The following is a 21,913-nucleotide window of genomic DNA, read 5'->3' as shown; positions in this document are numbered from 1 at the left end:
AGGTGTCAAACCGGACAGCAGCATTAACCCTGGTGATCATCAACCCGACCGAAACCGGCGGTGGTGCCAGCATTGAACACAGTTTTGGTACTGGTGGCGGGTCGATTGGCACGGCGGCCAACGACACCTGGCGGTTGTCGCCCCATCGCACCGGCGCCGTAGCCGGCCATGCCGAGGTTCGCTTCCTGGATGGTGGCTTCTGCCTGATTGACCGCAGTGGCCGCACCTACATCAACAGCAGCAGCCAGCCTGTGGGCCGGGGCCGCAGGGCGCGGCTGAATCATGGTGACACCCTGACCATCGGCCGTTACCGGATGCGGGCAGAGCTGAACGGTGACGCGGTTGACCGCTCAGAGCTGGATGAAGGTTCCGGGCAGGACCGGCAACTGGTGGATGTGGAGGAAGAATCACTGTTGCGGGCAGAGACCGGTCAGAGGATGCCGGATGGCCGGGAGCCCCTCGAGGGACTGCACACGCCCGCCGGTGAACCGGTCAGTGACGACCCGCTGGCGCCATGGCAGGAAATGGCCCGTGAACCTGCGGAAGAAGCCCCGGAGCTGTTGGCCAGTGACCAGTCCTGGTTTGCCCGTTCGGCCGAGGTCAGCGATGAATATCGGGAAAACCGGGATGTGGCCATGGGCCTGCCAATGAACCGTAACGCCCGCAAGCACGGGCACGACACACAGGAGCGACAGGGAATGTCAGAGTTCAGGGAACACAGCCGGGAAACCAAAGACACCAGCCGGCAACACATCAGCGGTGCCCCCCTGATGCGAGGTATGGAAGCCGACATCGATTTTGCCGACAGCGATGAAATGCGGTTGTTCCTGGAGGAAGCCGGCCAGACCCTGAAAGCCACGGTCGAAGGCCTGCTGGCCCTGCATCAGGGTGAAGATTCGCGGCACCGGGCCCTGCGCACCCGTCTGCAGCCGATTGAAGACAACCCGTTGCGCCTGGGTGACGACTACACCGGCACCATGCAGACCCTGTTTGCAGCCGAGCGCAGCCCGGTGCACCTGTCTGCTCCGGCAGCGGTTCGGGAAAGCCTGGAGAGCCTGAACCATCACCAGCAAGCCACCCGCGAAGCCATCCGGGAAGCCCTGGAAGCCATTCTTTATGCCTTCTCGCCGGAGGCCCTGTTGCGCCGGTTCCACGGCTACCGCCGTGGCCTGCAAGACAACGAAGACGAAGGCCGTTGGGCCTGGAACATGTACCAACACTATTACCAGGAACTCAGATCCAGTCGTCAGCAGGGATTTGAACGCCTCTTCCAGGAGGTGTTCGACCAGGCCTACGACCAACACTTGCGCCAATTACAGAGGGAGAGCCTTTCATGAAGTACTGCAAATGGAGCTTGCTGGCTATTGTCATGCTGATGATGGGGTGCAGCACCCCGTACAACGCGGTAACCAAAACCGCCAAGGTGCTGTGGGACCCCGATATTCCCGTGGGCTATCCGGAAGAGCTGCCCAGCAAGGTGGCGCTGACCATGCTCGCTGAACCGGATGTAAACCCGAACGAATCCCTGGCGCCCACGCCGATTGCCTATCAGATCATCGAGCTGCGGGACAGCTCCCTGCTGATGGCCGGCGACTTTGACCAGCTGTTGAACGATCTGGAAAAGTCCCTGGGCCGCAACTACGTGGACCACAGCGACTACACCCTGGTACCGGGCCAGTTCAAGTACGTGGCACCGTTCGAGATCAGCAAGGACACCCGGTTTATCGGCGTTATCGCCTTCTATGCTTACCCGAACCTGTCCCAGTGGAAAAAAGTCATCCGGGTGGATCCGGTGGGCGACACCTACCACCTGCTGGTCAACCTGCGTGAGCGGGAAGTTCAACTCAGACGTTCGGAAGATACCTGATGGCAGCTACCAATCGAGTCGTCTGGAGTGACGGGCTGTTTATCAAGCCCCAGCACTTCCAGCAGCAGCAACGATATCTGGAACACCAGATCAACGAGCGGGCGCTGGCGGTCTCGGACTACCTGTATGGCTTCAGTGACCTGGAGCTGAACGCCGAGTACCTGAGCTTTGGCCGGGTTGGCCTGGTGCGGGCTTCCGGACTGTTTCCGGATGGTACCCGGTTCAATCTGCCCCAGGACGATGTGATGCCGGAGCCCCTGGAAATCACCGATGCGTCGGTGGCCAATCAGGTGGTGTATCTGGCGCTGCCCCTGGGCAGCGATACCCTGGCGGAAGTGGAGTGGCCGGATGCCCCGGTAGCAGGGCGTTTTCGTGCCCAGACCGTGGAAATCCGGGATCTGCATTCCATTGATGGCGACGCCCACAGCATCGATGTGGGCCGGGTTGCGCCGCGCCTGATGCTGGAGCGGGACGATCGCAGTGCCTATGCCTCGGTGGCCATCGGCCGGATCCTGGAAAAACGCCCGGATGGCAGCCTGGTGATGGACCCCAACTTCCTGCCCACCATGCTCAGCGTGCGCTCGGCCCCGCGCTTGCAGCGGTTCGTCGGCGAAATGGCTGGCTTGATGCAGGAGCGGGCCCGCAACATCGCCGAGCGCGTAGGTGCGCCAGGGCAGGGCGGTGTGGCGGATGTGTCTGACTTCATGCTGCTGCAGATGCTGAACCGGGCGCACCCGAAATTCATGCACCTGGCCCGGCTGCGCCAGCTGCATCCCGAGCGCCTGTACGAGGCTCTGCTTGAGCTGTGTGGCGAGTTGGTGACCTTTACCGACGAAAGCCGGCTGCCCAAGGAATTCACCCCCTATGACCACGACCTGCCGGAAGCCTGCTTCAGCCCGCTGATGCAAGTGCTGCGACAGGCCCTGAGCACTGTGCTGGAACCGAGAGCGCTGTCGATCACGCTGCAGCAGCGCCAGTACGGGCTGACGGTGGCACCGGTGCAGGATGGACAGATCATCAAGGATGCTGAATTCATCCTGGCGGTGAAGGCCGACATGCCGCTGGACGACCTGCGCAAGCAGTTCACCCAGCAGTGCAAAGTGGCGTCGGTGGAGAAAATTCGCGACCTCATCAGCCTGCAGCTGCCGGGTATTCCGTTGTCGGCTCTGCCGGTGGCGCCGCGCCAACTGCCGTACCACGCCGGCTTTGTCTACTTCCGGCTGGACGACCAGAGCCAGGCCTGGCAAATGCTCGACAACGCCAGTGGCTTTGCCTTCCACGTGGCCGGCAGCTTCCCCGGGCTGGAAATGCAATTCTGGGCAATCAGGAGCTAAACCATGGCAGATGCACCGGTAATGGACAGACCAGACAACACCAGGGATTCGGGTGACAGTGCATTCAGTGACCTTCTGTTTGCGGACGCCGGCAACAGTGGCTCCCGAACCGAATTCGACAACGCCGGCTTCCAGCTGCGAGGGCTGGAAGAAAACCGCCTGATCGACGCCGCCACGCCACTGCTGGGCCTGGTGATCCGGGTCCGCCGGCTGGCGGATTTCCGGGACGTGGAAAACCTGTACCAGCAGGTGGTCGACGAAGTGGCGGCCATTGATCGGGAGCTGATCGAGCAGGGCTATGAACGCCCGACGGTGGTGGCCTATCGCTACGTGCTCTGCGCCTTCATTGATGAAGCGGTGCTGGGCACCGATTGGGGCGCCCATAGTGTGTGGTCCCAGCACTCCCTGCTGTCCCGCTTCCACAATGAAACCTGGGGTGGGGAAAAGGTATTCGCCATCCTTGCCCGCATGGAAAAGGAGCCAGGGCGCTACCGCGATATGCTGGGCTTCATTTACCTGTGCCTGTGCCTGGGTTTTGAAGGCCGTTACAAGGTAATGGAGAACGGCCGGGATGAGTACGACCGGATTGTTCGCGGCCTCTATGAGCAACTCCGCGAACTCCGTGCCGACCGGGACCCGCAGCCGCTGGCCGATGCCACGGAGAACGTAGCTCCAGCCCGCAACCGGCTGCGCAGCGGCCTGCCCCTGTGGGGTATCGGCGGCCTTTTTATTGCCGCCATGGCGGGCATTTACCACTTGTACAACGTCGCGCTGAACGAACGCATCAGGGATGTGCTCAGCGTACTGGACCAACTACCGAAATAAGGATATCACTGTGATTCGGGTAGAACTGCCGGCGCTGATCGGGCGCCTCAACGACATTTCACGCCAGGCCCTGGAAGCCTCCGCCGCCCTGTGCATCAGCCGCCAGGGCGCCGAGATTACCCCGGCCCATTTGCTGTTCAAACTGCTGGAAACGCCGTTCTCTGACGTGCGCCAGATTCTGGAACACACCGGCATCAATCATCAGCAACTGCAGCCATTGGTGGGCGACAGCCTGAACGGCGAGCCGCAGACCGCCGAGCCTTATCCCTCGTTCTCGCCGTTGCTGGTGGAACTGATGCAGGACGCCTGGCTGTTGGCCTCCACCGAACTGGGCCACACCGAACTGCGTTCCGGCGCCGTATTCCTGGCCCTGCTGATGAACGCCGACCGCTACCTGATGCCCCGGGTGGCCCAGGCCCTGGTAGACATCAATCGGGAACAGCTGCGCAAACAATTCGACCGCCTCACGGAAGGTTCCGTCGAACGCCCGCAGCTGACGGAAAACGGCTCTGCCAAGCCTGTGGCGGATACCGACATGGACCCGCTCAAGCGCTACGCCACCGACTTCACCAAACTGGCCCGGGAAGAAAAACTGGACCCGGTAGTATGCCGGGATGCCGAAATCGACCAGATGATCGACATCCTCTGCCGCCGCCGCAAGAACAACCCGATTGTGGTGGGTGATGCCGGCGTGGGCAAAAGCGCCCTGGTGGAAGGTTTGGCCCTGCGCATCGTCAACGGTGACGTACCGGACCGACTGAAAACCGTTGAACTCTGGACCCTGGACATGGGCGCCCTGCAGGCCGGTGCCTCGGTCAAAGGCGAATTCGAGAAGCGCCTGAAGGGCGTGATCGAAGCCGTTAAAGGTTCTGTTACGCCAATCATCCTGTTCATCGACGAAGCCCACACCCTGATCGGTGCCGGCAACAGCGAAGGTGGCTCCGACGCCGCCAACCTGTTGAAACCGGCACTGGCCCGGGGCGAGCTACGCACCATCGCAGCCACCACCTGGCGCGAGTACAAGAAATACTTCGAAAAAGACCCGGCCCTAAGCCGCCGCTTCCAGCCGGTCGCCCTGGACGAGCCGACCCCGGGCGAAGCCGTCCACATACTCCGGGGCCTGCGTACTGTCTACGAAAAAGCCCATCAGGTACTGGTCGCCGACAGCGCCCTGAAAGCCGCCTCGGAAATGTCTGCCCGTTACCTCGCCGGCCGCCAATTACCGGACAAAGCCATCGACGTACTGGACACCGCCTGCGCCAGGGTCAGCCTGAACCTGAGCACACCTCCGCGCCGTCTCAGCCACGTGCGCAGCGAGTTGCACCAACTGGCCATGGAACAGGACCTGCTGAGCCGGGAACATACTCTGGGCCAGAACGTTGACGCCGAGCGGGAACAGGAACTTGAACAACGCATCGCCGACCTGACCGCCGAAGCCGAAGCCCTGGAGCAAAGCTGGAACGACCAGCGCGAGCTGGTGGCCCGGCTGGTCGACATCCGCGAACAATTGCTGCTGGGTGATGTCGAAGCCGAATCCGCCGATGACGCTGATGTTGAGTTGGCCGAGACCGAGCACGAAGAACGCCCGAACCTGAAAAGCGAAGCCGCCGCCATCGAACAGGAACTGGCCGAGCTGCAAGCTGATGAACCCCTGGTCCATGCCCGCGTGGACGCTCGTCAGGTCGCCGAAGTCATCGCCGACTGGACCGGCATTCCTGTCAATCGCATGACCACCGACGAACTGGAGAAAATCACACACTTGCCGGCGTACCTGCAGGCCCACATCAAAGGCCAGGACACCGCCATCGACTGCCTGCACCAGCACTTGCTCACCGCCCGCGCCGACCTGCGCCGCCCCGGCCGCCCCATGGGCGCCTTCCTGCTAGTGGGCCCGAGTGGTGTTGGTAAAACCGAAACCGTGGTGCAACTGGCCGAACTGCTCTACGGCGGCCGCCAGTTCCTCACCACCATCAACATGTCCGAATACCAGGAGAAGCACACCGTCTCCCGCCTGATCGGCTCACCCCCAGGCTATGTGGGCTTTGGCGAAGGCGGCATCCTCACCGAAGCCATCCGCCAGAAGCCCTATTCCGTGGTCCTGCTCGACGAAGTCGAAAAAGCCCACCCGGAAGTCCTCAACCTGTTCTACCAGGCCTTTGACAAAGGCGAGCTGGCGGACGGCGAAGGCCGGTTGATCGACTGCAAAAACGTCGTCTTCTTCCTCACCTCCAACCTCGGCTACCAGACCATCGTCAACCACGCCGAAGCACCGGAAAAGATCGAAGAAGCCCTGTACCCGGAACTGGCCAACTTCTTCAAACCTGCGTTGCTGGCACGAATGGAAGTGGTGCCCTACCTGCCGCTGGGTGAGGACACCCTCAACCGCATCGTTGGCGACAAACTCCAGCGCCTGGCCGACCAGATCAAAGCCCGTTACCACACCGACGTGGAACTGGAAGACGGCCTGGTAGAAGCCATCCGCAGCCGCGCCACCCGCAGTGAAAACGGTGCAAGGATGCTGGAGTCGATCATCGAAGGCGAACTATTGCCACCGGTGTCCCTGGCGCTGCTGGAAAAACTGGCGGCAAGAGAGCCGGTGACCAAGGTCACTCTTGGAGTTAACGAAAACAAATTCACAGGAACAGTCGCCTAGCGTGGAAACTCGCTGAAAGCAGCGCACTGCGGGGTTAAGTCTTCCAAAACCCTGCGGAGCCATGGATGGCGGAGCGGAGCCTACAGGGACGTATTCACGGCGTGTTTTGGAAGACTTAACCCCGCAGTGTGCGGGCGCCGAACGGCAGCGGAGCGGACAAGGATGTATTCACGGCGTGTTTTGGAAAGCTATCCCCCACGGTGTGCGGGCGGCGATCTCCATAAAGAAGGAACGATAGCAATGGGACGGATGCAGAAGGAACTGCACACCGGCATAGATCTGGCGGTGGCACTCATCAAACAGGACACCCTGCCTGCGTTGCTGAACACCGCCACCAGCCAGCTCCAAAAAGCCTTCGGCCTCACCAAATGCTGGGCCCTCGAACTCGACCTCAGCGGCCGAACCCTCCACTGTGGCCAACTGGGCGACACCAGCGAATTCGACTGCAGCGACTTCAGCCACCCGTTTGCCCATGTACTGCAAACCGGCCAGCCCAGAGAGCTTACCCGCGCCGCCAGCTACCGCCTGGACCACCTCGGCTTCCAGACCCTGTTCGACGCCAGCGACCGCCCCAGAAGCCTCTGGCTTGAACCCCTCGCCGGCGAAGACGGCCGCACCCTCGGCATCCTCGTTCTTTGCAGCGACCATCCAGACTGGCAAGGCATCGTCGGCCAGCCCCTGTACGCCGGCATCAAACAACTGCTGGTGCATCAGTGGATCAGCCAACTGCAAACCCGCGACCAGGTCTGGCAGCGGCGCATGCTTAAACGCTCCCTGGACCACCTGCACGACGCCGAAACCCTGCGCCAGCGCTGTGAAAAACTGGCCCACACCCTGGTCGGCAACTCCGAAGCCATGGTGAACCTCCGGGCCCAAGTGGTGCGTGCCGCCGGCAGTCAGCTGTCTGTGCTGATCCAGGGCGAAACCGGCTGCGGCAAAGACGTGGTCGCCCGGGGCATCCACGACATGTCCGACCGGGCGAATGGTCCGCTGGTGGTGGTCAACTGCGCTGCCATCCCCGACACCCTGCTGGAAAGCGAACTGTTCGGCCATACCAAAGGCGCCTTCTCCGGCGCCGACCAGTCCAAAGAGGGCCTTCTGGCACAGGCCAATGGCGGCACCCTGTTCCTGGATGAAATCGGTGACATGCCCATGGCCCTGCAGTCCAAACTGCTGCGGGTACTGGAAAGCCGCCAGTTCCGCCCCCTGGGCGCCCGGGATGAACAGCACTCCGACTTCCGGCTGGTGGCGGCTACCCATCAGCCCCTGCAGGAAGGCATCGAAGACGGCCGCTTCCGCCGTGACCTGTTCTATCGCCTCAGCCAGTTTCCATTGAGGGTTATTCCGCTGCGCGAACGCACGGAAGATCTGGAAGCCCTGAGCCGGCACTTCATTCGCCTGTACACCGAACGCGAAGGCAGTGGCCCACTGGGTATCAGTAGCCACGCGCTGCACACACTGGCTGGTTACAACTTCCCCGGCAACGTGCGGGAACTGCGCAACATCGTGGAACTGGCCTGCCTGCAAACGCCCGCCGGCGATGACATCCAGCCGGAAGTGTTACGCCTGGATGACCTGTTTGCCGATCCAGGCCCGGCCATGGATGCCAGTGTTGAACCGAAAACCATGGTGGGGGTTCCGGTGGCGGATGACATCCGCGACCTGAAAGCCGCCGCCCAGGCCTTCGAGGCCGCCATTATCCGTGAACGACTGCGCCAGTACGGCGGCAACCGTGCCCAGGCTGCTGAAAGCCTGGGCCTGCCAAAACGTACCCTGGCCCATAAATGTCTGAAGTATCAGGTAACTGACGTATGACCCTGAAAGACCGAATCCAACCCGGGCTGTTCGGCCTGGCCATGGTGCTGGCCAGCACCGTCACGCTGGCCGACACCCGCCTGGCGGAAGCCGAGGCCTGCACGGCCGAAGCCAACCGGCTCGACCGGCTGGCCTGTTTTGATGAGGTGTTTGCCACCCCACTGGCCCGTTACGAGGAGGGTCGGCGGGTGCCGGAGGTCAACCAGTCCGAACGCTGGCGCCGGGCCTTTGCCCAGGCCAGTGGTGAGGATGCGTCCGGGGTGACCTATCGGGATACCGGTGCCGCGGCTGGCCACTTGGTAACCGTTTCCGCGCTGGGCGTGCAGCCTCCGCGACCAGTACTGGCACTGCAGTGCCACAACAACATCACCGAATTGACCGTCATGCTGCCGGAACCCATCAACCGGGAGCGGGTGGAGGTGGCACTGGGGCCCGAGCGAGCCTATTGGCGGGTACGGGATGACGGCCTGGTGGTCAGTGCCGGCCGGGGCTTACCGGCAATCCGCATAGTGCAGCAAATCGTCGGGCAGCCGGACGCCCGCATTCACGCCGAAGCCCAGGAGCTGGATGGGTTGCTGTTTGATCTCTCTGGTTATGCAGAAGCGATCCGGCCACTACGTCAGGCCTGTGGCTGGTAAGGGGGCAACGATGCAGGTTATTGAACAACACCCTTACGTTGAACAGGTACTCGGTGCGATTCCGGGGGAAAGCGGCACCGGCGACAGCCTGGCCGAAGACCCGGTCCTGGAGTTCCTGGAAGACGAAGTGATGAAAGTGGGTTCTCTGGCCCACAACGACATCGACTGGAACAAGGTAGAGAGCGAGGCCCTCAAGCTGCTGGCAGACCGCAGCAAAGACATCAAGGTGCTGGGGTTTCTGATGCTCAGCCTGCAGCGCAGTGGCGACGGCGAACGCTTTGCCTTGTCACTGTACCTGCTGCACCGGGTGTTGGATGGCTGGTGGGAAAACGCCTGGCCCTATCCCGGCGCCAAGGGCCAGCGTGCCCGAAAAATGCTGTTTACCCAGATGCTGCAGCGCGCCCTCAAAGGTGTGGAGAGCCTGAGTTTTGATGCCAGCGTGGGTGATGGCCGCCAGTACTGCCTGGACCTGATCGACAAGCTGGATGACCAGGCCAAAGCCAAAGACCTGCCGGGTGACGCCTTGTTTGATCTGAAGCGGGCGGCAGAGAAACTGCCCAAACCAGACCAGCCTGGCAGCCAGGCCAGTGTCGGGGAGCCTCAAACCGCTCCGAGCCAGCCGGCAGCGGCGGCAGTAAACAAGCCGGCGGCTACCACTGCCGCAAGCGCTTCACTGGGCAACCTGACACTGGACCCGAGTAATGAGCGGGCGACCCGCCAGAGCCTGCTGAAAGTGGCTGAACTGCTCACCGACACTGAGCCGGAAAACCCCTTGGGTTACCAGATGCGCCGCCATGCCATCTGGCAAAGCATCACCAGTCTGCCGCCCACCCGGGATGGCAAGCGAACAGACCTGGCTGCTGTGAGTGCAGACCGGGTGGCAGAGTACAAGGAAAGTCTGGATAAAACCCCGGATAACGAACTCTGGCAGCGTATCGAACAGAGCCTGTCGGTCAGCCCGTTCTGGCTGGATGGCCACTGGCTCAGTGCCCGGGCGGCAATGGCGTTGGGCCATAGCGATTGCGCCGAAGCCATCCGGGAAGCCCTGAAAGCCTTTGTGGAAAGGCTGCCGGAACTGGCAGAGCTGACCTTCAATGACGGCACCGCCTTTCTCAGTGACGATGCCGCGGACTGGATGCATACCGCACCGGCGACGGTCAAAGGCAACGGCGGTGGCGCCAACCCTTGGGAGCAGGCGCTGGACAGTGCGGTTGAACTGGCAAGGCAGAGCAAACTGCCGGCGGCACTGGAGCTGCTGGAACAAGGCCTGGCCGATGCCCGGGAACCCCGGGAACGGCTGTACTGGCGCCTGGCCAGTGCCAAGCTGCTGAAAGAAACCGGCCTGAAAGCCATGGCCGCGCAACAGATTCAGGACCTGCAAGGGCAGGTCCGAGGCCTGGTTCTGGAAGACTGGGAACCCGGCCTGATCAAACAACTGGAACGACTGGCGTAACGCCCGCACGCATCAAACGCAGGAATGGAAACCATGTGGAGAAAAGCCTTACTAATTGGTCGTTGGCTACTGCCTCATCTTCGTAACGCCGCACCGGTCACCCTGGCGCTGGCGGTCATCGCCTTGCTGGTGGCCACCTGGTGGCTGGGCCCCCGCCTGGAAATTGGCGGAGAGTACCCGTTGATGGCCTGGCAGATGCGGGCCCTGGTGACCCTGGGTGTGATTTTGCTGGTGGTGGTGTTCTGGGGTATGGCCCTGGCTCGCCGGCTGGGCAAGGTGAATAAAGCCAAGGCCGAGGAGCAGCAGGAACAGGAAGATCCGATCCTGCCCATGGAACGCCGGCAGCAGCGCCTGCTGGACCGCCAGTTGCAGGCCCTGAAAAGCAATCTGCCCGACCGCAAAGGCCTGTACCGCCTGCCCTGGTACCTGGTGATGGGCCTGGAAGATGCCGGCAAGACCAGCCTGATTCAGCGGGCAGGGCAAACCTATACCCTCACCAACGTTACCCGAAATAACCGGGGCGACCGCAATCCCTTTGGTTTTGACTGGTGGATTGGCGATAACGGTGTACTGATCGATCCGGACGGCGAACTGCTGAGCCAGAACCAGGGCGAAGGCGCCACCGGCGAAATCCAGAACCGGCTGTGGAACCACTTTATCGGCTGGCTCGAGCGCAGCCGTCCCCAGCGCCCGCTGAACGGCGTGATTCTGGCCGTGGATCTGGCCCGCCTGAGCACCGCCAGTGATAAGCAGCGGGAAGCCCACGCCATCCTGCTGCGCACCCGCCTGCGGGAGCTGATGGAACAGCTGGGTTCGCGGCTGCCGGTGTATGTCACCTTCACCAAGATGGACCTGATGTACGGCTTTGCGCCGTTCGTGCGTACCCTGTCAAAAGCCGAGAAAGACAAGGCACTGGGCTTCACCTTCCGACTGGATGGCCAGCAGGATCACGATCAGTGGCTGGAGCAGTTCGCAGACCGCTACAACGAGATGGTGGATGAGATCAGCCAGCGCCTGCCGGATGTCCTGGCGGACACCCGCGATAACGAAGAGCGGGCTGCGGCCTATTCGTTCACCCGCCAGCTGGCGGGCCTGAAAACCACCATGGAACAATTCCTGACCGACCTGTTGTCGGCCGATGCCTTCTCCACGCCTGCCTTGGTCCGTGGGACCTATTTCACCTCGGTGCTGCAGGAAGGTGTGCCGGAAGATGCCTTTGTCTCTGCCGCTGCCCACAATTACCAGATGACCAGCCCCATCCAGCCGGCCCAGCGAGGCGGTCAGTCGGTCAGCCTGTTTACCAAAGGGCTGTTCCCGGAGGTGATCTATCCGGAAGCGGGCCTGGCCGGCGATAACCGCAAGGTGGTCGGCAAACGCCGGCGCAAAGTGGCTGTGGCCGCCGCCGTGGCAGTGTGTGCCGGTGCCGGCATGACCGCCGGCTGGCAGCACTATTTCATCAAGAACGCAGACGCCGCCGCCCAGGTGGAAAGCCGGGTAAACGCCTTTATCAATAACTGGCAGCCGGTGGGCTACGAGCCCGACAGCACCGGCCGTAACCTGCTGCAACCGCTGGATGAATTGCGCGAGGCCACCATGGCGTTCGGCGACTACCGCAACGAGTGGAGCCTGGTAGCCGATATGGGCCTGTATCAGGGCCACAAAGTGGGACCGGAAGTGGATGCCGCCTACCTCGACATGTTGGCCTACCAGTACCTGCCTGCATTGATGTTCGGCGTGATGGAAGAAATGGGCCGGGCACCTGACAACAGCACCGAACGACTGGAACACCTGCGGGTGCTGCGTATGCTGTACGACGCCAGCGGTCGGCGCAGTGACCTTGTTGCCGCATACATGCGCAGCTACTGGCAGAACCGTTTCCCCGGCCAGCGGGAGGTGCAGAACCGCCTCTATGGCCACCTGCAATACGCCATGGCCCACACCAACCTGGCCGGCATGGCGGCCGAGGGCGACCAGACCGCCACCATGGCACTGGCACCGTTCCGCAGCAGCGTGCAGTGGGCGCAGCATGAGCTGGGCCGGGTCAGCACGCCAGACCGCGTGTACCGTGATCTGGAGGTGGAAGCCAACCGGGAATTCCAGGCACCGCTGGAGCTGGCGCGCAGCTCCGGGCCGGCCTTCTCCACCGTGTTCACCCGCATGGACGCCTACGGCGAACCGCTGGGTGATGAATTACCGTCCGCAGAGGATCCGTTGTCCATCCCTGCGTTGCTGACCCGCGAAGGCCTGGAGAAGTGGTTCCTGCGCAAATCCGGTTCGGTTACCGAACTGGCGTTGGTGGATGCCTGGGTGCTGGGCCGGCGTAACGATGTGGATTTCAGCAAGGCGGACGAGGCAGAGCTGCTGGCCAGCCTGCAAACGCTGTATGCCGAGAATTATGCGGAAGCCTGGCGCACCGCCGTCAGCCGGCTGGATGTCCACCGGTTTGAAGACCTGAACCACGGCGTGCGCATTCTGGAAAGCCTGACCAGCGGCCACGAACCCCTGGCCCGGTTCCTTGGCCAGGTCCAGAGTAATACCCGCCTGATCCCGGTGGGTGACGGTGAAGCCGAGGCCGCCCGAAAACTGCTGGAACAGTCGCCCCATTTCCGTATGTTGCAGGATATCGAGCGCCAGTTCGCCGACCTGAACCGGCTGACCCGCAAGCAGGGTGACCAGCCTTCTGGCCTGGATGAAATCATGCAGGTGGTGGGTGAACTGCATGAATACCTGCGCAACATCCAGGAGTCCCCGGATGCCGGCAAAGCCGCGCTCAGCGCCGCCCGTGCCCGCATGGGCCTGCAGGGGGCAGACCCCATCTTCACGCTGCAGCGCATGGCCAACCACCAGCCGGAGCCACTGAACCGCGTGCTCAACCGACTGGCCACGGAAAGCTGGCGCGTGGTGCTTGACCGTGCGGTGGCTCAGTTGGAGCGCGAGTGGTACCGGGAAGTTTACCAGCCGTTCCAGCAGAACCTGGCCCGGCATTATCCGTTCACCGCCGGTGCAGGTCGCGACGCCGCACTGCAGGACTTCGAGCGCTTCTTCGCCCCGGATGGCATCCTGGAAACCTTCTACAACGACAACCTGAAACTGTTCCTGGAAGACCATCCCGAGCATGTGGGCGACGCCCGCCGGGCCAGTCTGGTGCGCCGCGACGTGGTGGCCTCTCTGGATCGCGCAAGGCAGATCCGCCAGGCCTTCTTCACCCGCAGTGGCACGCTGGATGTGGAATTTGCCCTGGAACCCCTGAACCTCACCAACAACAAGCGCCGGGCGGTGGTGAACATCGACGGCCAGCTGGTGGAGTTCTCCCACGGCCCACGCCAGAGCATACCGCTGGTTTGGCCCAACACCCTGCGGGATTCCGTGGAAAGCCGCATCACTCTGGTGCCGATTCAGGTCAACCGTTCGCCCCGAAGTATCTCGGAAAGCGGCCCCTGGGCGCTGTTCCGGTTGCTGGATAAAGCGGAAATTGCCGGCGTCAGCAGCAATGCCGTGGATGTGAAGTTCACCGTGGACGATGGCGAGATGCGATATCGCCTGCATGCGGCCAGTAATACCAACCCGTTCACACAGCAGCTGCTCTCGGGGTACCGCATACCCCGCAGCTTGTATTAAACTGTGTCCCGTCGCCCGGGCTTGAATGCCCGGGTTGACCGGAGCCTGCACCCGGATGGTGCCGGCTGAAACGGAAATGTTCATTCTTCAGGGACCGAAGTCATGCCCCAGGCAAGCGGATTGCAGTTCACCGCCCGTGTAGGCGAATTCCCCTCAGATCACTTTTCGGTAGTTGGCTTTAAGCTGGCCGAACAGCTGTCTTCCTTGTTTCATGGCCGGTTAGAACTGGCGAGCACCGACCCCGATGTGGCCGCTGCTGACGTTCTGGAACAACCGGTGGACCTGGTGGTGTGGCAAGACGGCCAACCCCTGCGGCGTTTCACCGGCGTGGTCAACGAGTTCGTCCGCGGCAATACCGGCCACCGCCGCACCGCCTATGAAGTGGTCATCCAGCCCCCGGCCTGGCGTCTGGGCCTGATGCACAACAGCCGCATCTTCCAGACCCAGACCACCGATGCCATCGTGCGCACCCTGCTGGAAGAGCGGGGCATCATCGACACCGTATTTGATTTCAAGCGCCCCCCGGAAGAACGGGAATACTGCGTCCAGCACCGGGAAAGCGACCTGCAGTTCATCAACCGCCTGGCCGCCGAAGAAGGCTGGCACTACCGCTACCAGCACGGCAGCGTGGACGGCGAAGAACAACCGGCCCTGATCATTGCCGACCACCACGGCGACGCCCCGAAACTGGACCCGGTGCCCTGCAACACCCAGGCCGGCGGCAGCAGCAAACAGGCCTGTGTATTCAGCTTCGCATACGAAGAGCGCATCAAAGCCTCCTCCGTGGCCATGAAGGACTACACCTTCAAAAACCCAGCCTACGCCCTGATGCATGAACAAAGTGCTGGCGGTGTTAACCATAGAGAAGACTATCAACACTACGACTACCCCGGCCGTTACAAAGCCGACGCCAGCGGCCAGCCCTTCACCCAGGCCAGACTGGACGCTCTGAGAAACGACGCCTCCCTGGCCAAGGGCGAAAGCAACCGCCCGGACTTCACCCCCGGCGCCAAAGTGGAGTTGCAGGAACACGACAGCCAGAGCCTGAACCGGGAATGGCTACTGACCGCCATCACCCACACCGGCAAACAGCCCCAGGCCATGGAAGAAGAGGGTGGCAGCGAACCCACCAGCTACCACAACGACTTCACCGCCATCCCGGCGGACAAAACCTGGCGTACCGTTTACAACTTCCGCAAACACAAACCGATGATGGACGGCCCCCAGATGGCCATCGTCACCGGCCCCGAGGGTGAAGAGATCCACTGTGACCAGTACGGCCGGGTGAAAGTCAGATTCCCCTGGGATCGCTATTCGAAAAACGACGAACACAGCAGCGCCTGGCTACGCGTCGCCCAGGGCTGGGCCGGCGGCCAATACGGCTTTATGGCATTGCCCAGAATCGGCCACGAAGTCATCGTCTCCTTCCTCGACGGCGACCCGGACCAGCCCATCATCACCGGAAGAACCTACCACGCCACCAACACACCGCCGTACGCGCTGCCGGAACACAAAACCCGGACCACATTAAAAACCAAGACTCACAAGGGTGAGGGTAGCAACGAACTCAGGTTTGAAGACGAAGCTGATCAAGAGCAAATCTACGTTCACGCCCAGAAAGACCTGGACCTGCTGACCGAAAACAACCGCACCGAAGTCATCAAGAACGACAGCCACCTGACGGTGGAGAACAATCGCTTCAGCCACACCAAAGGCAGCAGCCACCACACCGTGGACGGCGAAAAGCGCGAACAAACCGGCAAAGACCACAGCTTCAACGTCACCGGCACCCTGCACCTCAAAGCCGGCACCGCCTGGCTCAGTGACTCGGGCACCGAACTGCATATCAAAGCCGGCCAAAAAGCGGTGATCGAAGCAGGAGCCGAAATCACCCTGAAAGCCGGTGGCAGCTTCATAAAGATCGACCCCAGCGGCGTGGCCTTGGGTGGTGCGAGTATCAAGATGAATGTCGGTGGGGCTGCCGGGAAAGGCAGCGGGCAGAAGGTGCAGGTGCCGGAGAGGCCCGGGTTGGTGGAGAAGAGAGGTGGAACAGTCGCTCCTGTCGTGCTGTCAGGGACACCCCAAAGGCCGATGGCGAAGCCCGACCAGATACGCGCCATTAGGAATGCCGCAAACCAGGGTAAGGGTATCTGTCAGATCTGCTCACCAGAATCACAAGGTGCGATCTGATGGGTAATCTGGCAACCCTTCCAGGCGACAGTAAGACATTTCTTCTTATTGACGGTGCAAAAGTGAATGGCTTGGCTCAGGTTATTTATCGTGAGATAGAAACGCCTCAATGCGATGCGCTATACAGGGGAACTGAGCTCGCCGATCTGTTGGAAATCTCACCCTGGTTGGTTGAAGCGGGAATAGAGAGCTCTTTGGCGCTTAAATGCTTCGAGGAGTGGAAGCACCTGGGTGCTGCCATTGTTTTGCAGGCGGACTGCCCATTTGAAGAGGTCATGGGCCACCTACGTGGATTGCTTATGGCCCGGTTGGTCACGGATGATGACGTTGTTTTCCGGTTCTATGATCCTGAAATCGCACGGCATCTGTTGAAGGCGGATTCATCAGGTGAAGATCTGAATCAATTGATGGGGCCTTGCAGCTTGTTTGCCATTCAGGACCGCCGCACAGGTGAGTGGGCGTATTTTAATAATGATCAACCCAATAGGGTGCAGCAGGCAGAAGTGTTCAATATTCGTGAGCAACACCAGGTTGCCATGGAAAGGGCGGCGGAGCAGACAGCGCTCAGGAAACTCGAGCTCCACACTTCGAACTACTTCCCTCACCTGCTTCAACAATCTGACGCAGATGAACAGGATTGGGATGCAGTGTCCGGGCTAGTCAACGCGGCGAAAGCACGGGGGCTATACAGCGCCCGCGATATCGCCTTGTATATCAATACCATTGGCTGGCTCGGGCATCATGCATTCGAGGATAGTGAAGTGATGAATCTGTGGAGAGAAAATTCCGAAGCGCCAGGCAGGGCTATAGCGCGAATTGCAGAATTCGCAGAGAAAAAGTCAACGGAGGGACTGGTTCATGGGTAGTGCTAACAGCTCGGCGTTTTTGCAGGGTTCTGATGACATCAATTCAGCCGTACAAATGTGCGCGCTGCAGCTTAAAACCGTCGCGTTGTATCCGGTGCGCTGGGCAATCAGTCAGGAAGAGGTTGCCTTGCCTGCGAACTTTCATGCGCCTTCCGTTGAACTCGGAAACACGCATTACTGCGTTCGAAAATTGACACCCGGTTGGGTCTACATGTACTCCGAAGTTTTCGGGACTCTGCATGAGTACCGAGTCAACGAGCAAGGCGAGATAATGGAAGTGCGGCCCGGCGTTAACTCGGTACTGCTCCCGGATGTTGAAGCGCAAAGTGCATTGCCTGCTATACATCACCCTGCGCAAGGTAAGGTGTTGCTGAAATTCGTACGGCATCGATGGTCAGTACGCATACAGGAACTTGTGCGAACGGATACGCAAGTCCGTGAAGAGAACATGCAGACGTTCGACCTGAGTGGACTCACTGAAAGGCGTGAAGGCATAAATATCAGCGAAACCGAAGTTATAAATAGCGTGGTTGAAGATTTTCGGCAGGGATCAATAGATTTCGAGTGGAGCCTGACGGATTTTGCACAAGGCGTCAGTGAGCCGGATTTGCAGGGGCTGTGTAAAAAAGAAACGGAATTCTCATACAGCATTGTTCTTGATGATGAAATCGGCATCACCTCCGAATTAGGTCAACTGCATGCCCTTTATGTAAACCTGATTACGAATTACGCGGAGGAGAACGCCTATCCCTACACCATCTCCAAAATGGTGGACGCACTCATCGCCCGCGAGGCCAGCAAGAAAAAGTCGTCTAAAGGCCAGCAGAAAGTTACCGAGGAACTGAAAGAACGAATTCGTTCCTGGGAAAAAGACGCATTCGTTGAAGGCTACTATAAGCAGCTTGAAGAGTATGACCAGGCTAGGGCCTTGGTATTCGATGACTGGAAACGGTGGGTTGACTCCGACCAGTTGGCCAGAAAACTGGAGTTCAACGACTGTTACTGCGCGGAGGGATTTGAGGCAGTCGAGCAGGAGCTAGCCGATATTCTGGACGGTTATGTCAGTGCCGAAAAGGGCAAGGAAGATGCAGAAAAGTGGTTGGCTGCGGAGGAAGGTGAAGCCAGTACGATCGGCAACCTGCTGAAAACTGCTTTGTTCCTAGCATCAGTCACCAACGGAATTACACAGAAACTTAAAGACCTACCCGGCTTTGACTACGGCAGCCTGAAGATCGTGGACAGTATCTTAGACATGCCGGCGTATGTGCGCGCGAGTAACGCCACCGAGACCCTGATGCTAGAATTTGCCGCCCCCGCCGCAAAGATGGGGGCCTGGGCGAAAGACTCTCAAACGTGGCCGCAGTGGAAAAAATGGATCAAGGCGGTCAGGGACCGGTATGGCATTGAAGTACACCGGCAGGGAATAACCCTGAATACTGCGACGGACCTGCTCATGGCGGTCCACCGCAGAACACTGGAAGGTGGGGGCCATAACCTATCCGAACACACAATGACCCCACTGGCCGCCAGTATGGCGGATGCCAGGGTGCGGAGTTACCTGAACCGAACCCTGATCGACATGTTCTACCTGACCCCAGACTTTAAAGACAACCCCTTCGGCTGGCTTCATACTCGGCTGGACCCAGTGGTTGATAGCATCAAGCAGAACCGGGGCAAGTTCATTGGGGCGGTGACTTTCTTTCACGCGGCTAACATGGCAAGTCTGTTCTCCGGCCTGAAAAAGACCCAGCAGGATGTAATGCTGGGAGACCGGTCCGTCATCGATCGGTGGGGGTACTTTCTATCTGGCCTGTGGAGCATTGGCGAAGGCGTGGTCAATCTCAGTGGGTTGTTGATAAGGGAGGAATACGCTAAAGCCTTGGGGACAAAGCTGTCTGCGACTGGGATGCGGGTGTCGGTGGCTCCAAGTGGGTTGAAGGAATTGAAGGCGTTGTCTCGTTTTGCAACCGGTCTGGCGAAAGCCACGGTAAAGTACCTTCCCTATGTAGGTGTTCTACTGGCAACAGGTTTGGAAGGGTGGACTGGCTATAAGGCCTTGAATACAGGTCATCATGCGATGGTGGCCCTGGCCGGGGCCCAGATTGGGCTGAGCATCGGTATCACTTGCCTGGCGACCCTGGCGGTGGTGGGTGCAGTTACCGGAGCGGGCGTGACTGTTGTGCTCGTGGTAGGCGCGGTGCTGGTTGCGGTGTCCTTCGTCATCACGGCGGTACAACTATATATCGCCCGGTCCCGGATCGAGGATTTCCTGTCACTGTCCTTCTGGGGCAACGCGCCCATGTTGAGATACTGGGATGAGCAGTCCAGGCCCCCGAGCAGAGAGCTGCTGGAGGAAAGTCGGGTTATTGTTTCTCAGGATGAGGGCGCTGAAGTCAGGCGCTATTTTGAAGCGGAACTGGATGCATTTTATTACACCCTGTTCTCTCCCATTGTGCGGATAACGGAGCATATCGGTCGGCACGGTGATATAAACCGGGGTGAGTATCAGATCATGTCGGAAGTGACGAGTTTTATCATCTACTTCCCGGGATACAGTGACGGGACGTGCGAGGTCTCGATCAAGCTGTTTGAGGTGGATAAAAACTGGTTCTCTGCCGACGATTTGAACGAAATTACCGATCTATTCAATAGAAGGAAAGAGATAGAGGCCTCACCCCACGGCGTTATGTACCGGTTTACTCACTACAACCACGACAAGTGGGACCAGCTTGAATTGCTGATCGAGTACGAGAAGGACGGCCGGAAAGTTACGGGAGAAAACGGGTTACGTTTCATTCTGGACGGAAACGATGTGAAGGAGCTGAGTGTCGATGAAAAACTCGCCTTTGAAGTGTGATTTTCCGGAAACGGATTTGGAACAACAGCTGGAAAAGAAGCTGTACCGTACCCATGGAACTCGGCTCGCCAGCCCTCCAGCCTTGAAGGTGGCGGGGGTGTCCGATTCCTCGGAAGGAATGGAGGTTGGCGTCGCCTATATCAGCGAACGGTTCATGGATATCCGGACGGCCTTCTTGACTTTCCGAAGGGGGCAGTTGGTCGTCATAAATCTGTTTATGATCATTGTCCTTGCATTGGGCTGGGTTGTTAGCCTGTTTTATTCGAAGGCATTGCTCGGAGTCTTGATCGCTTTCGGGCCTGTCTGGGCGGTCATTTACCTGTTTGAAACTTTCTTTCCGCTCACGCTGCCGGTCCGGATGGACCGGCAGGAAGGGTTTGTGTACGTAGGGCACCGGGGCACGTTTTACCGGATTCCCTGGGACGAGCTGGAGGTGACCTTTTCCTACAACTGGCAGTATCTGGGCTCTGGCGTTGTGTGGGAACGGCAGTATTACGCCCAGCTGTTCATGCGGGAAAAGCATTACTTTTGCGGGAAGCCCCCCAAGATGCCGCTACAGCGCAAGAGGGTCTATTCCGGGTTTAAGGAAGAGGATATGTATCGGAGATGGAATTTTATTGTCAGGTACTACAACGACGGAATTTTTGACGGGGATGCTGATAACCTTGTGATGGCTAATTACGACACATATCGTAATTATATAAGTTCAAAGTCGATAGGAAGGCGTATTTTTAGCTATTTTGTTTTAATTATTTTTATGCCAACGATGTTTTGGTGGAAATATACTCCCTTCAAGTATAAGTGGCCGAAAGAGGTTGAGGAGGTTTTTGGGAAGGCTAACAATTATTGATCCCTGATTGAGTATTTCCTGTGGCCACGAGAAATAGAAGATGTTTTTGGGAGAAATAACCGTTATTGAAGCTCCGAATTCGATGTCGGTTAGCGAGATTTTCTCAGGGTCTCCGCAAGGATTTGGGGATTTATGAACAATGGATCTGCAGCGCCCAAGATGGATAACTTCTATGGACCGCATGCATACTGCTCCAATGCCATTCCGCTCCAAAGAAACCAGCCGGAAGAGTTGAATCGGACAGGACTGGATCGGTCTGCCAGTCTTCGTCTGCCATGGGGTAATACCCGTGAGGTGGTGCCCCCGACCTTCATGTCCGATGATCCACCAAAAAAACTGCGAAGGCTGGAGAAAAAGGAAGATTTGGCTGACAAGCTCGGGCTATACGTCGAGAACAGCCACGAATGCTTCCGGCACGCACCGTTAGCGTTTCAGGCGCGTTTTTTCGACATGATTTCTGTTTTGGGAAAGGTGTGGGCTTATATTGTGTCTCCGATAGTTCTGATCGTTTTGATCTTGGTGTCCCCCCTGTTTGGCGTGCGAGATGAAACTTGGCCTAAATTCTTGCACAGCTTGATTCCGTTGAGGCTGTAAACCAAATTGTGTAACTGCCCACGACTGAGTAATCTTTTCAAAAGGATACCATCGTGGGTACACAAGTGGATCAAGAAAAACTCAAAGCCATGGCCGCCGAGCTGGCCAAGGACATCAAGTCTGAAAAAGATCTCGGAGCCCTCACACAGCAGCTGGTCAAGCTCACCGTCGAGACCGCACTCAACGCCGAACTGGACGAGCATCTCGGATACGAGAAGCACGCTCCTGAAGGGCGTGGCACCGGCAACAGCCGTAACGGCTATTCTGCCAAGCGCCTGAAGGGCCAACACGGCGAAGTACCGATACAGGCTCCCCGTGACCGGGACGGTTCCTTCGAGCCTCAGTTCGTCCGT

Annotated in this window: 15 protein-coding genes; all 15 read left to right on the top strand. The window is 59.5% G+C overall.

The annotated features are described in order from the left end of the window. Positions 1-2: 2 nt before the first annotated feature. Positions 3-1,337 carry a type VI secretion system-associated FHA domain protein TagH gene (gene tagH / locus J122_RS08980; protein WP_061331935.1) on the top strand — a complete coding sequence of 445 codons (1,335 nt, stop codon included), beginning with the start codon at positions 3-5 and terminating at the stop codon, positions 1,335-1,337. Then, positions 1,334-1,867: a type VI secretion system lipoprotein TssJ gene (gene tssJ / locus J122_RS08975; RefSeq protein WP_061331934.1), complete on the top strand. Its 534-nt coding sequence runs from the start codon at positions 1,334-1,336 to the stop codon at positions 1,865-1,867. The genes tagH and tssJ overlap by 4 nt, the downstream gene beginning before the upstream one ends. Continuing rightward, on the top strand, positions 1,867-3,201 hold the full coding sequence (gene tssK, locus J122_RS08970; RefSeq protein WP_061331933.1) for a type VI secretion system baseplate subunit TssK: 1,335 nt from the start codon (positions 1,867-1,869) through the stop codon (positions 3,199-3,201). Before tssJ ends, tssK begins: the two co-directional genes overlap by 1 nt. Before the next feature lie 3 nt (positions 3,202-3,204). Next, complete coding sequence (gene icmH, locus J122_RS08965) at positions 3,205-4,026, top strand: type IVB secretion system protein IcmH/DotU (protein WP_061331932.1); 822 nt, start codon at positions 3,205-3,207, stop codon at positions 4,024-4,026. Continuing rightward, on the top strand, positions 3,992-6,679 hold the full coding sequence (tssH, locus tag J122_RS08960) for a type VI secretion system ATPase TssH (protein WP_082780544.1): 2,688 nt from the start codon (positions 3,992-3,994) through the stop codon (positions 6,677-6,679). Before icmH ends, tssH begins: the two co-directional genes overlap by 35 nt. A gap of 249 nt (positions 6,680-6,928) precedes the next feature. Continuing rightward, entirely contained in the window at positions 6,929-8,494 is a 1,566-nt protein-coding gene (locus tag J122_RS08955; RefSeq protein WP_061332068.1) for a sigma-54 interaction domain-containing protein, read from the top strand. Then, complete coding sequence (gene vasI, locus J122_RS08950; protein WP_061331930.1) at positions 8,491-9,132, top strand: type VI secretion system-associated protein VasI; 642 nt, start codon at positions 8,491-8,493, stop codon at positions 9,130-9,132. Before J122_RS08955 ends, vasI begins: the two co-directional genes overlap by 4 nt. A gap of 10 nt (positions 9,133-9,142) precedes the next feature. Continuing rightward, a complete protein-coding gene (gene tssA, locus J122_RS08945) occupies positions 9,143-10,585 on the top strand; it encodes a type VI secretion system protein TssA (protein WP_061331929.1) in 1,443 nt (480 codons plus the stop codon). A gap of 24 nt (positions 10,586-10,609) precedes the next feature. Continuing rightward, positions 10,610-14,203: a type VI secretion system membrane subunit TssM gene (gene tssM, locus J122_RS08940; RefSeq protein ID WP_061331928.1), complete on the top strand. Its 3,594-nt coding sequence runs from the start codon at positions 10,610-10,612 to the stop codon at positions 14,201-14,203. A 102-nt stretch (positions 14,204-14,305) separates the two neighbouring features. Then, positions 14,306-16,393 (top strand): type VI secretion system Vgr family protein, encoded by a 2,088-nt coding sequence (locus tag J122_RS08935; protein WP_061331927.1) that lies wholly within the window; start codon positions 14,306-14,308, stop codon positions 16,391-16,393. Further along, positions 16,393-17,259: a DUF4123 domain-containing protein gene (locus J122_RS08930; RefSeq protein WP_061331926.1), complete on the top strand. Its 867-nt coding sequence runs from the start codon at positions 16,393-16,395 to the stop codon at positions 17,257-17,259. The genes J122_RS08935 and J122_RS08930 overlap by 1 nt, the downstream gene beginning before the upstream one ends. Further along, complete coding sequence (locus tag J122_RS08925) at positions 17,252-20,116, top strand: toxin VasX (RefSeq protein ID WP_061331925.1); 2,865 nt, start codon at positions 17,252-17,254, stop codon at positions 20,114-20,116. Before J122_RS08930 ends, J122_RS08925 begins: the two co-directional genes overlap by 8 nt. Continuing rightward, positions 20,091-20,966 carry a hypothetical protein gene (locus J122_RS08920; RefSeq protein WP_061331924.1) on the top strand — a complete coding sequence of 292 codons (876 nt, stop codon included), beginning with the start codon at positions 20,091-20,093 and terminating at the stop codon, positions 20,964-20,966. The genes J122_RS08925 and J122_RS08920 overlap by 26 nt, the downstream gene beginning before the upstream one ends. Positions 20,967-21,098: 132 nt before the next feature. Beyond that, positions 21,099-21,560 (top strand): hypothetical protein, encoded by a 462-nt coding sequence (locus J122_RS08915; protein ID WP_197463830.1) that lies wholly within the window; start codon positions 21,099-21,101, stop codon positions 21,558-21,560. Positions 21,561-21,625: 65 nt separating this feature from the next. Next, on the top strand, positions 21,626-21,913 hold a 288-nt coding region (locus J122_RS08910), incomplete at its 3' end, for a transposase (protein ID WP_197463833.1).

The organism is Marinobacter excellens LAMA 842, from assembly GCF_001574445.1.
GTDB lineage: Bacteria > Pseudomonadota > Gammaproteobacteria > Pseudomonadales > Oleiphilaceae > Marinobacter > Marinobacter shengliensis.
The sequence above is the reverse complement of the archived record's forward strand: the minus strand, read 5'-3'. Positions and strand labels throughout refer to the sequence as shown.